Origin of the sequence: Paenibacillus cisolokensis (genome assembly GCF_018403665.1) — a bacterium.
GTDB lineage: Bacteria > Bacillota > Bacilli > Paenibacillales > Paenibacillaceae > Paenibacillus_AH > Paenibacillus_AH cisolokensis.
This window is the reverse complement of the sequence record NZ_BOVJ01000091.1, coordinates 1-12,038: the sequence shown is the minus strand read 5'-3', so window position 1 is coordinate 12,038 and position 12,038 is coordinate 1. Positions and strand designations below refer to the sequence as shown.

The 12,038-nt window shown below is 58.5% G+C and carries 10 protein-coding genes; 2 read left to right on the top strand and 8 right to left on the bottom strand.

Annotated elements, in window-relative coordinates; all coding sequences use genetic code 11:
* Window positions 1–168: 168 nt before the first annotated feature.
* The 4 genes from PACILC2_RS13170 to PACILC2_RS13155 form a co-directional block, all read right to left on the bottom strand.
* Complete coding sequence (locus PACILC2_RS13170) at window positions 169–1,146, bottom strand: aldo/keto reductase (RefSeq protein ID WP_213529107.1); 978 nt, start codon at window positions 1,144–1,146, stop codon at window positions 169–171.
* A gap of 148 nt (window positions 1,147–1,294) precedes the next feature.
* Window positions 1,295–1,741, bottom strand: a complete 447-nt coding sequence (locus PACILC2_RS13165) for an aminoacyl-tRNA deacylase (protein WP_213529106.1) — start codon at window positions 1,739–1,741, stop codon at window positions 1,295–1,297.
* A 36-nt stretch (window positions 1,742–1,777) separates the two neighbouring features.
* Window positions 1,778–2,458, bottom strand: a complete 681-nt coding sequence (locus PACILC2_RS13160; protein WP_213529105.1) for a PIG-L deacetylase family protein — start codon at window positions 2,456–2,458, stop codon at window positions 1,778–1,780.
* Between the two features lie 137 nt (window positions 2,459–2,595).
* Window positions 2,596–4,173 carry a family 10 glycosylhydrolase gene (locus PACILC2_RS13155; RefSeq protein ID WP_213529108.1) on the bottom strand — a complete coding sequence of 526 codons (1,578 nt, stop codon included), beginning with the start codon at window positions 4,171–4,173 and terminating at the stop codon, window positions 2,596–2,598.
* Window positions 4,174–4,397: 224 nt separating this feature from the next.
* On the opposite strand from PACILC2_RS13155, the gene PACILC2_RS13150 reads away from it, so the two are divergent.
* Window positions 4,398–5,282: a LysR family transcriptional regulator gene (locus PACILC2_RS13150; protein WP_062496913.1), complete on the top strand. Its 885-nt coding sequence runs from the start codon at window positions 4,398–4,400 to the stop codon at window positions 5,280–5,282.
* Between the two features lie 87 nt (window positions 5,283–5,369).
* On the opposite strand, the gene PACILC2_RS13145 is transcribed toward PACILC2_RS13150, so the two are convergent.
* Complete coding sequence (locus PACILC2_RS13145; protein ID WP_213529104.1) at window positions 5,370–7,508, bottom strand: stalk domain-containing protein; 2,139 nt, start codon at window positions 7,506–7,508, stop codon at window positions 5,370–5,372.
* A gap of 403 nt (window positions 7,509–7,911) precedes the next feature.
* On the opposite strand from PACILC2_RS13145, the gene serS reads away from it, so the two are divergent.
* The gene (gene serS / locus PACILC2_RS13140; protein WP_213529103.1) at window positions 7,912–9,207 is read left to right on the top strand and encodes a serine--tRNA ligase; all 1,296 of its coding nucleotides are present in this window, start codon (window positions 7,912–7,914) and stop codon (window positions 9,205–9,207) included.
* Window positions 9,208–9,281: 74 nt separating this feature from the next.
* On the opposite strand, the gene PACILC2_RS13135 is transcribed toward serS, so the two are convergent.
* The 3 genes from PACILC2_RS13135 to PACILC2_RS13125 form a co-directional block, all read right to left on the bottom strand.
* Window positions 9,282–9,464 carry a hypothetical protein gene (locus PACILC2_RS13135; protein WP_213529102.1) on the bottom strand — a complete coding sequence of 61 codons (183 nt, stop codon included), beginning with the start codon at window positions 9,462–9,464 and terminating at the stop codon, window positions 9,282–9,284.
* Window positions 9,465–9,490: 26 nt separating this feature from the next.
* On the bottom strand, window positions 9,491–11,473 hold the full coding sequence (locus tag PACILC2_RS13130; protein WP_213529101.1) for an Ig-like domain-containing protein: 1,983 nt from the start codon (window positions 11,471–11,473) through the stop codon (window positions 9,491–9,493).
* Between the two features lie 231 nt (window positions 11,474–11,704).
* The gene (locus PACILC2_RS13125) at window positions 11,705–11,902 is read right to left on the bottom strand and encodes a hypothetical protein (protein ID WP_062493204.1); all 198 of its coding nucleotides are present in this window, start codon (window positions 11,900–11,902) and stop codon (window positions 11,705–11,707) included.
* Between the last annotated feature and the right edge of the window lie 136 nt (window positions 11,903–12,038).

Below are 12,038 nucleotides of genomic sequence, written 5' to 3'. Positions count from 1 at the left end.
GCAGTATTCACCGCCTTCAGCTGTTACTAGGCCGCCCCTGACCCGTTGGAAGGTGCCGCTCGGGCGGTGACCGGCGGCAGCGGTGCGCTGGCATAGACTTCCTTAGACAAAACAAGGGGACGATCCCCAGGTCATTCCAGACCTTCGGGATAGCCCCCTTGTCGGCGGTTACCAGGCGTAGGCTCGCGGAGCCTCTCCGCCGGGTCCCGGGAATATTTCGTCCAGCTTGGCCAACGTTTCGTCGTCCAGCTTCAGCTCCACAGCGCGCAGCGTCTGCTGGAACTGCTCCAGCGTCCGCGGGCCGATAATCGGCGCCGTCACCGCCGGATGCGCAAGCGTCCAGGCGAGCGCAACCGTCGCCTCCGATTCGCCGAGCTCCTTGCACAGCTTCGAGAACCGCTCCAGCTGCGGACGCAGCTTCTCGAGCCGCTCCTTGAGACGGGCCGTTCTCGTGCCTTCCTGCGGCTGCAAGTTGCCGCCAAGCAGGCCCCCGTCCAGCGGACTCCAGGGGATGACGCCGATGCCATGCTCCTCGGCCGCCGGCAGCACTTCCAGTTCCGGCAAGCGGCACAGCAGGCTGTACTTGTGTTGCTCGGATACAAGGCCGAGCAAACCGCGCTTCTCGGCTTCATATTGCGCCTTCACCAGATCGCGGCCGGCAAAATTGCTGGCCCCGACGTAGCCGATTTTCCCTTGAAGGCGGTGAACTTCGAACGCGTTCCACAGTTCGTCCCACGACACGTTGCGGTCGACGTGGTGCATTTGATACAGCTCGATATGGTCCGTCTGCAATCTGCGCAAGGAATCTTCCAGATGGCGGCGGATTTTGTAAGCCGACAGCCCGGCGCACTCGTTCGGATCGACGACCGGTTCCTGCATGCTGCCGTACACTTTCGTGGCCAGAATTACTTTCTCCCTCCGGCCGCCTCCTTGGGCGAACCAGCGGCCGATAATTTCCTCGGTCCAGCCCCGGTGCTCCGTACCGCCATACACATTGGCCGTGTCGAAGAAATTGACGCCGGCGTCGACGGCGGCATCCATAATGCGGAATGCCTCCTTCTCCTCCGTGTTCGGACCGAAATTCATCGTGCCAAGACAAAGTCTGCTCACTTTCATGCCCGATTTGCCTAGCGTTGTGTACTCCATGTTTCGCAACCTCCTTCTCTTCTCGTTCGGTTAGGTTGGATGGTACAACTCTATTATAGCGAACCTTAATTTTCCTGATAAGAACGGAATTCAAAGTTACTTACGGAAGCGAAGTTTACTAGATACACTCCGATGCAAACGGCGTTCTTCAATCTATAACCAGCAGCACTTCGTTCAGCGAAAGCAATGCGCGGGGATCGATCTTGAGCGTTGCGAGCGGATCTCCGGTTCCGCCGTATACGGCTGAATAATGCAGCAGCCGTCTGTCCACGACAGCGGGAAGCGAATGGCCGATCATCGGCACGCTGCCGGCTTCGAACCCGGTCGCCCGCTTCACCTCTTTCGGCGGTGCGAGACAGACGCTGCTCGATTCCAGGCGTTCAGCAAGTTCCGCAAAATCGACCGGTCCACGGTCGCCCGCCACAGTCAGCGCCACATAGCCTCGGTCAGTGGACAAAATAAGCGTCGGCGCCGTCTGGCCGGCATCGATGCCGAAATAATCGGCTCCTTCCCGTGCGGATCGGATCGGCCGTTCATGGCGAATCCATTCGTATTCGTAACCGCTCCTGTCTAGCAGCTCCCGTATAAGTTCCAATGCCCGCCCCCCTTTTCTCCAATACCTGGGCTTCCATTAGGCTTTTCTCTTCTCCTTTTCGCTTTCAGCCGCTTGCCAGCCCAGCACGAATTTTTCATGCCGCCGGTCTTCCCTGATCCGGTCCAATGAACCGAAATAACGTTCTATCGCATATTTCTGGGAATCATGGGCGCGCAATGCCGCAGCCTTGACCGCCCAGTACGGTTCCGTTTCCACCGCGAGATCCGGCTTCTTCCCGTCCGAATCCATCGCCGGGAACCAGGAGTAATAGAGAAACCGGACATTCGGGCATCTTCCGCCTGTTGCGGCAGCAGTGGCTGCCCGCGAGATCGCGATATGGTCGGGATGTCCGTTGCCTCCGTCCGGCGGAAACGTAAAGACGGCTTCGACCTTGTGCTCGCGCAAAAACCGCTCGACCGCAGCGACAAGCTCGTCGCCCGCCTCGTTCAATCGTCCGTCGGGGTAGCCGAGCTGCACGACGTTCTCCAATCCTAGCAGCTCCGCCGCCTCCGCCATCTCCCGGTCGCGGATAGCCGCAAGCTCGGCTTTCGACACATGGCCGTAATCGCCGTTCTTCTGTCCCGCATCCCCGCGCGTGGCGACGAGCAGGACGGGACGTCCGCCGCAATCGGCGATTTGCCGTATCAAGGCCGCGCTCAAAAACGATTCATCGTCCGGATGCGCGTATACGAAACCCGCTTTCGTCCAACTGTTCATTCGGTTCCCTCCCCGTATATCGTATCGCGCATCGCGCAGCATCCGCAATCGACGTATCCCCTAGCCTAGCCGGGAATATGCCGTCCGCGGACACCGTACCCGGGCGGGAATCCGCCATCCGCGGACACCGTAACCGCTTATTCGTCGCCCAAGTAATATTCACGGAGCGCGTCCGCAACGCCGAGCGGATTGCTGCGCAAATCTTTCGCGCTGAAGAACAGATCGCCTTTCACTTCGGAATAACGCTTATTATACTCCAGCTGTCTGACGATTTCCTGCGCCGACTGCCAGCCCGCTTCATTCGTCCCCAGCTTGTAAGGCGAATGTCCGATGTACAGCTTGACGTCCGTTCCGCGGACTTCCTGCGCCCACCAATCGACCAGTTTGTCGTAGCGGGCGTTCGCAAACGAGAGGCTCCAATAAATTTGCGGCGCGACATAGTCGATCCATTCGTTCCGGATCCAGGTCCGGACATCCGCATACATATTGTCGTAAGCGGTGACGCTCGCTTTCGTATCCGACCCTGTCGGGTCGACGGAGCGGTTGCGCCATACGCCGAACGGACTGATCCCGAATTCGACATCGGGCTTAGCGGCATGAATGGACTCGCCAAGTTGCTTGACGAACGCATTGATATTGCTGCGGCGCCAGTCACCGGGTTCGAGTCCTTCCGGGTTGTAAGCCTTGAAAGCGGCCTCGTCCGGAAAGTCGCCGCTCGACGGATAGAAATAATCGTCCAGATGGACGCCGTCGATTTCATATCCGTTCACGACTTCCATAATCGCGTCGACAATATGCCGCCTTACTTCGGGAATGCCGGGGTTCAGATACAGCTTTCCGCCCGATTCGACGATCCAGTCCGGATGCAGCCTGGCGGCATGATTGGGAGCCAATGCGCCGATATTCGCGTCCGTACTTGCCCGAAACGGATTGAACCAGGCGTGAAATTCCATCCCCCGCTTGTGCGCTTCCCCGATCATGAACGCCAGCGGATCGTAGTCCGGCGCCTTCCCTTGCGTGCCGGTCAGAAATTTGGACCATGGCACGAGCGCCGACGGATACAACGCGTCGCCCGCAGGCCGCACCTGTACGAAGACGGCGTTGAGGCCCATCTCCTGCAGTTCGTCCAGCAGCGCGGCGAACTCCGCTTTCTGCCGCTCCGTATTGCCGTATGAGCCGGCCGACGGCCAATCGAGATTGAATACCGTAGATATCCAGGCGCCTTTCAGGCCCTTGTCCCCGCCTCCGCCGCCGGGTACGGACGGCGACGCTCCGCCGGAACGAAGGGTAATCGTCTTCGCCTTCTGATTCCACACGACGTCCAGTCCGAGCTGCTCGCCGACAAAACGAAGCGGCACCATAATTCTGCCGTTTCGGTCCTGCACCGAAGCGGGGAGCGGCAGACGGCTTCCGTTCACGAGCGCATACGTTTGGCCGTTCGTCAGCATAATGACCGCATTCGCCTTGCGAATGGTTACCGTCTTCGTCCGCTGATTCCAGCCGACAGCTGCGCCGATATTCTCGCTGATGACGCGCAGCGGCACCATCGTAACGTTCAGCTTCGGCACGACATAGGGCGATACGTCGCTGTCGATTTTGACCGTCCAAAAAATGGCAATGTCGGGCGAAGAAGCGCCGGCATAAGCCGCAGGCGCGACAAACGAGAAGAATAACGTGAGCGTCAGCCATTTTACGAACCGCGCGCGGAATTTCATCAATGAAAGAGACCTCCCGATCGTGTGGTGGTCGATTGCAACCGTTTCAGACGATTAGACGCTCGTACCTGCCTTTTTGTTTCGTCGCGGTCCGAATATTTGTTGATGCCTAACGGCCATGCCGTTTCCAATCGGTTTTGATATTGTAAGGTTAACAGATTTCGGTATAATGAAATAAATATCATGAATAGTTTGAATAATCTATATAAGGCGGGTTAATGACGATGGTCGAAAATTTGGAGTGGTACCGGACGTTCTACTTTACGGCCAGGGCGGGGAGCTTCTCCAAAGCGGGGGAAATGCTGCATATTACGCAGCCGGCTGTCACGCATTCCATCAAGCAGCTGGAAACCCGGCTCGGCGGCCAGCTTTTTCACCGCACGCCGAAAGGCGTGACGCTGACCGCCGAAGGAGAGGCGCTGCTCGCTTATGTCGAGCAGGCGTATCATCTTATCGCCGCCGGCGAACGCAAAATCTCCGACATGCACGATTTGCTGACCGGCACGATTCGGATCGGGGCCGGCGATACGCTCTGCAAACATTATTTGCTGCCGGCTCTTCAAGCTTTCCATGCCGATTATCCCGGTATCCGCATCCAGGTCGTCAACCGGACGACGCCGGAGACGATCGAAATGCTGAAGGACGGGACCATCGATGTCGGCATCGTCAACCTGCCCGTCGAAGACCGGCTGCTGCATGTAGAAGAAGGCGGCAGGCTGCAGGACTGCTTCGTAGCCGGTCCGGCTTATGCGCATATAGCCGAACAGGCGCTCCCGTGGGAGCGCCTGTCCGAATACCCGCTTATGATGCTCGAACGCGGCAGCCGGTCCAGGGAATTCGTCGATGGATTCGCTTCCGCCCGGGGCTGCCGCCTTCAGCCGGACATCGAGCTTGGCAGCGTCGATCTGCTTATTGAATTCGCCAAGCGCGGATTCGGCATGGCTTGCGTCATCCGGCAATTCGTCGAACGTCAGCTCAAATCGGGGGAATTGTTCGAAATCCGGTTGAACGAGCCTCTGCCGTCCCGCGGCATCGGTATCGTAACGCTCCGCAGCGTGCCGTTGTCGGCGGCGGCCAGAAAACTGGTCGGCATGCTGCCGCGCGGATAACGCTCACGACAGTCCTTCATGCCGATCCCAGTAAACAAGTTACCCAGCCGGAATATCAAACCGTAACCCGCTGCTCCTCTCAACGTTTCAGGAAATGGGCAAAAACATCATCGTAACGGGCAAATTGCTTCCCGAAGCGAGCGTAAATACGATATCGAGCGTTTCGGCGAACGGTCCGGTACGGTACAGCACGGCTGCTTCGTTCGCATTGCGCAAAATGCTGTCGTTCGTCACCTTAACCACTTGCCCGTTGATCAGAAACGCGCCGGTGTAATGCCCGCCCCGTGCGTTCAGGGCGACGACCGTATTCGGGGCGACTTCGACCTTCATCCGGTACAATACCCCGAAGTTGCCGAGATTGTGCTCCGGCCGGCCGGTCGTAGAGTCAAGTCCGTATAAATACGTATCCATCTTCCGGTCGCCGAGCACGATCCGTTTCGGCTCGTAGCCGAGCGGTTCCGTAATGACCAGTTCGCGGTCGGCATCGTAGAACGTTCCCCGCACATGCAAGCCGTCGCGCGGCATAATTTTGAGCGTATCCATTTCCGTTAGCGGATCTTTGGACGGATCGAGCACGACAATGCGGAATTGGATCTCCTTGTCGGTCACGACATCCCCGTATGCCGAGAATACTTGGCCCGGCTTGATCGGCACCTTATTCAGATCGTTCATGATGACTTTCGATTCGCCCGGCTTAAGCGACGTCCATACCGGCTCTGCGTCCGCCGCGAGCGATTCCAGGTAACGGGCCGTGGACAGCCGGCCGCTCGTCGAAACATATTTGATCGGACCGCCCATGCCGAATGCCTTGATGCCGACTTTGGCCGACGTGCGATTCGGGTTGGTGGCGATGAGATACATCTTGACGGGACGTCCGATCTGGTTCAAGTTGTGGAACAGGAAGCGGACTTCGCCCTTCAGCCGGTCTTCGTAGGCTATGCCTTCCTCCACCCACGTTTCGGGGCTGTTGCTGCGTACCATCTGCGCCTTCTGCGAACGGAAGGTGTAAGGCACGGTCGGAATATCGAGCACCGCCCCTCCGCTGATCGCATATTTCTCTCCGACCGGCGTGAACCGCAGACCGAACTCTTCACGGGTATACATCACTTCGTCCGTGATGTATACCGTGACGCTCTTCTCGCTCTTCAGCCCGCCGCCATCCTCCACCTGAAGCGTAATCGTCTTCTCGCCCGGCACGAAGAAAGCCGGTTCCTTGCCCTTCCATGTCCGCTTGCGGATATCGTTGCCGTCATCGGTGCTTCGATCCGTATAGACGATCGGCTCGCCGATCCGGTACACCGACTTGTCGGTCGTAAAGTCGGCAACCGGCGGCATATTCGGCTGCAGCACCTTGATCGTGACCGAGTACGGCTCGCTCCATATACCGTATACGTCCTGCACCCGGCGGGTAATGGTATACTCGCCCGGAAACAAGAATATGCTTTCGCGTCCCGTCCACTCCTCGTTGATGATCGGCAAACCGCGAGGATGCGAGGCACGGTCGCGATAATCGACCATCGTCTGACCGGCGAATATTTCCTTCGGAGATACGGTGAATGCCGCGATCGGGCGGGTCGTCCATTGCAACCGCACTTCACCGTCGGCGTCATGAAGCACGCTTCCGGTCAGCATCGCCCAAGTCGCCACCGGCACCATCAAAGAGCCTTTCAACGTATAGGCCGGCGCCGCTCCCATCACCTTCTCTCCGTTGGAAACGGCAACAGCGCTTCCCGATTTGAAGCGAAGTTCTTTGTTTCCAAGCACGGCGGTCGATTCCTTCGTCGTTTTGTTGTAGCCGATCTTGTAGCCGTAACTGGCGGCCAACGTTTTGAGCGGCGCGTACAATACGCCGTCTTTGTCGACGAGCGGCTGAACGGATTGGAACGCCAGACCGTTCAGAACCATTTCGGCGCTATCCGTACGCATCAGCAGTTCGTCCGTCGTAAAGGTATCCGGATTCACATCGTCCGGATTCGTCCCGTCCAAAGCCGAGCCGCCGCCGTCAGCACCCGATCCGTCCGTCACCGTCTCTCCGCCGCTTCCCCCTTCGTTCTCTCCTTCCGTGTCCGTGTTTCCCTGCCAATCTTGCGCCGCAACGGAGCCGTTCGACTGAACGGCATACGCCGAACCGCGCGCAGGCGATTCATTCGCGGCGGCCGCGCCCGTCGCTGCGCCAAGCGGTGCGGCGAGCAGCGTTACAACCGTCATCCATCTTACAAGTTTCATGCTCCTACTCCTCGTATCTGCAGATCGTTCTGCGCATAGTGGTAAATATCCCCTTTGATTAAACGAACGAATCGGCGGAAGGTTGCGGTTTTAGCAATAAACGACAAAAAAATGTTTCCTGACATTTCCATTAGCCGTCGCCCCTTGCAGAACGTGAACATTTACGGTATACTGCTGCCAATACGATACCGACCATTATGCCGATGAAGAGAATCCAACTCGGAGGCGTTCTCGTCAAGGGGATGATTGCGTCCCCCTAAGTTTACCGGCTGCCGTCCGTTATCGCGGTACCAAAGCGGATCGAACCGATTGCGGTTCGGTCAAGTTGGGTGGCACCGCGAGTCAAGCGCTCCTCGTCCCAAACGGATGAGGGCGCTTTTTATTTTTTCAAGGAGGCGGTTATATGCTTGACATGAACTGGATTCGGGAACATCGGGAAGAAGTGCAGCGGGCGGCCGACGGCAAAGGAATTCGACTGTCGGTCGGCGAACTGCTCGCCGCGGACGAACGTCGCCGGCGGCTGTTGAAGGAAGCGGAACAATTGCGGCACGCGCGCAACGAGTTGTCGCGCGAAGCGGGAATCGCCATGCGCGCGGGAGATGACGAACGGGCCGAAGAGGCGAAGCGCCGCGCGCGCGGCATCAACGAAAGACTGGCGGCGCTGGAGGCACAAGAGGCCGAGGCGAAGCGCCAGGTTCATGAACTGATGCTGCTCGTGCCGAACATCGTCTCGCCAGACACGCCGGACGGCGCATCGGACGCGGACAACGTCGAAATCCGTCGGGTAGGCGAACCTCCCGTATTCGATTACAAGCCGCTCGATCATGTCGAACTGGGCGTATTGCATGACATGATCGATATGCCCCGCGGAGTCAAGATGGCCGGCACCCGCAGCTATGTGTTGAAAGGGGCCGCCGCATGGTTGCATCGCGCGGTGCAGCAACTGGCGCTCGATCATCTGGCGGCCAAAGGCTTCACGCTGCTGGAAGTACCCGTCGCCGTCCGCGGAGAAGCCTTCGAGGCTGCCGGTTTTTTCCCGCTCGGCAAGGATCAGGTATACGGGATCGCAGGCGAAAATCTATGGCTCGCCGGCACTGCCGAGGTTCCGCTCGTCTCGCTCTATAGCGGCGAAACGATCGATCTCGCGGAGCCGATGCGGCTTGCCGCCGCATCGGCCTGCTTCCGCAGCGAAGTCGGATCGGCCGGCCGCGACGTGCACGGACTGTACCGGGTCCATCAATTCGCCAAGGTGGAACAGGTCGTGCTGTGCCGGGCGGACCCGGAACTTGCGGAAAAACTGCTGCAGGACATCACCGCGAACGCGGAGGAAATTCTGCAAATGCTGGAGCTGCCGTATCGCGTCGTCGCCGTCTGCATCGGCGACATGGCGCAGAAAACATACAAGCAATTCGATATCGAGACATGGATGCCAAGCAGAGGGGCGTACGGGGAAACCCATTCGTCGTCGTGTCTGCTCGACTTCCAGGCGCGGCGGGCCAATATCCGGTACCGGGATGCGGACGGGATCGCGCGATTCGCCTACACGTTGAACAATACGGCGGTCGCGACGCCGCGCATCCTTATTCCGCTGCTGGAAAACCACCAGCAGCCGGACGGTTCGATCCGCATTCCGAAGGCGCTGCGGCCGTACATGCAAGGACGGGAACGGCTGAAGCCGCCGGGCGGCGGAACGGTTTAACGTTAAGGTTAAGCAAAACCGCCGAACACTTTTCCCTGATCAGGAAAAGGTTCGGCGGTCCGATTGCCGCGCCCTTATTTTACCGTAATGCGCACCGTGGCCGTTTTGCCATCGAATATCGCTTTGACGGTCGCCTTTCCTTTGCCGGTAACGACGATGCGGCCGGCCGTCACCGTCGCGACTTTGCTGTTCGAGCTCGTCCATACCGCGCCGCTTGTCACGTCAACCGTTTTGCCGCCCTCGTACTCCGCTCTCAACGTGACGCTTTCCTGATCGCCAACCTTCAATTGCAGCGACGGAACCGAGGGAACGATTTTTTCAGCTTCGGCTTCACGACGAGCGGCACTTTAACCGTTTTGCCCTGATACGTTCCGGTCAGGATGCCGGTGCCTTCGGCAAGCGCCTTGACGGTCGAGCCTTTGACCGATGCCAGCTCGGGCGAGCTGACGGACCAGTTCATTTTCGAGCCGATCGAAACTTTCTGGCCGTTTTTGTAATAACCGGTGACGCGGATCGACTTGGAACGGTTCAAAAACAGCTCGAGCGATTCGGGTTCGACGACCATGCGCACGATTTCTTCTTCGACGGTTACGCGAACGGTCGCCTTTTTCCCGAGATAGGTAGCGGTCAGCGTCGCTTTCGAAGGAACGAGTCCTTTGATTTTCCCGTCCTTGATCAGCACGTTCGGCGTCGACGATTTCCATTCCGCGAGATCGCCGATGTCGTCGGCTTCTTCCCCGTTTTCATAAACCATCGTCAGTTTCGGCAGGCTCGCTTCCTTGCCCTTGATGACGCTCACGTCTGTCATATCGCTCAGCAGAAGAAGCGGCTTCTCATGAATGACGATCGTCACCGAATCCGAACGGTTCTTGACAGCCGCCGTCAGCGTGGCCGTCCCGGTTTTACGGGCAACCCACTTGCCGTTCTCGACCGTCACGACGTCGGGATTGCTGGACGTCCATTCGGCCAGATTCGTCACGTCGACCTTGGCGCCGGAAAGATCGGTGCCTTCCGCTTTCGGCAGATCGCCTTCGCCGCCGACGAACCCGTCCACCTTCTCCGGCACGATGACCACTTTGCCGATCGACGGATATACGGTGACCTGAACGGAACGGCTCAAACCTTTGTACGACGCCGTAATTTTGGCCGTGCCCGGCGCCATCGGCTTCAGCAAACCGCCTTCAACCGTAGCGACATATAGATTGGACGATTCCCATTTCGCGGCGTCCGTTACGTCAATCGGCTCCATATCCGGGTCGTCGGCCACCGTGACGCGAAGCTGCTGCGGCTCCTCGGACACGAGCAGGTGCAGCGGCTTGTCGACCGACAGATTCATCGCCTCGTGAGCAAGACGGACGATGACGGTGACAGACTTGGATACGCCGAGATACGAGGCTTGTACGGTCGTTGTGCCGGGACCGACCGGCGTCACCTTGCCGTCTTTCACCGTAGCGACGGACGGATTGCCACTCGTCCAGGCCGCTTCGTCCGTCACGTCTTCATTTTCCCCGGTCTTGCGCAGCGCAGTGGCCGTCAACTGCCGATCCGCATCCCCCGTCCTGAATTCGAGCATGCCGTCGGGGGTCAGCGTCATCGACTTGTACGGAGAGGTCACATCCAGCTTGATCGTATCGCTTCTGCCTTTATATTTGGCGGTAATCGTCGCCGTTCCGGACGCCACAAGGGTCACTTTCCCTTTGGAGACCGTCGCGACCGAGCTGTTCGATGTCGTCCAGACCGCATCGTCGGTCACATCGGTGACAGTCGTTCCTTTATGGGCGACAAGCGTAAACGAGGGCGTCTCCCCGAGCTCGACGTCAAGTGCGGAAGGAGCGGGCGCCGCGTCGCCCGGCCTGCCGATTTCCACTTTGTCGTAAGCGAAGCTGACGTTGACGCGCAGCGTAATCGGCGCAGCCGTTTTGTAGGTTGCGGTAATGTCGGCATAACCTTCGGTCAGCGCGGTGAGCACGCCTTTGTCGACCTTGACGACTTTACTGTTGGACGATGTCCAGCTCGCCTCGTTCGTCACTTCTTTCGTCGAGACGGTGCCTCCTGTGATGTTGGCCCACACTCTCAACGCATAAGGGGCGTCATCCACCTCCAGTTGCAGCGGGTTCGGTACGGACTGGAAATAAATCGACTGCACGGTTTCCTGGGCCGACGCCATGCCGGCGAAAGGCTGTACGAGCAGCGCCAGCGCCAGCAGGAACGGGATCCCGAGCTTCGCTTTGCGGCCGGTCAGCCTTTTTTTCAAACTTTCAAGCATGATTACCTCCTGAGCAAACAGTTTCGCGTTTTCCTGTAGTCCCGTTACACGGTTCTATGGGTATTAACGGCAAAAGGAGGCCGAATATGAAGATTTCGGAGCAAATTCCTGCGGGACCGGTAAGCAAGACGGCCATAACCGCCCGTTCGGCCCGGCAGGATACAAGCAGGACGGAGTGCGCTTGAAATAAAAAAACACGCCGGCCAAGGCGTGTCTCGTACATTCCGATCGTTATTCTGCGTTTTTGACGGCCGCCCGCAGCGTATGGGCAGCTTCGGGCTGCGCCGTTCGGAACGAAGTGCGAATCGTACGGGCGCCGCCCCCGCGCATCCATTGGCGGGTACGCCGGTCATTCTCCATCGCCACAAACAGACTGGCGCCGGCAATGACGAACAGCGCAACAGTTAACAGCGGAAACAGCACACTCATGATTCCATAATCCCTCCGGAACGGTCATAGAATGAAAATCATTATCATCATTATAACGTATCTTTCGCAAAATTCAATGCTTTCCCGGAAAAAAATTCGGCGGAAGGGGCCGGCCCTTCCGCCTATTGCCTTGCCG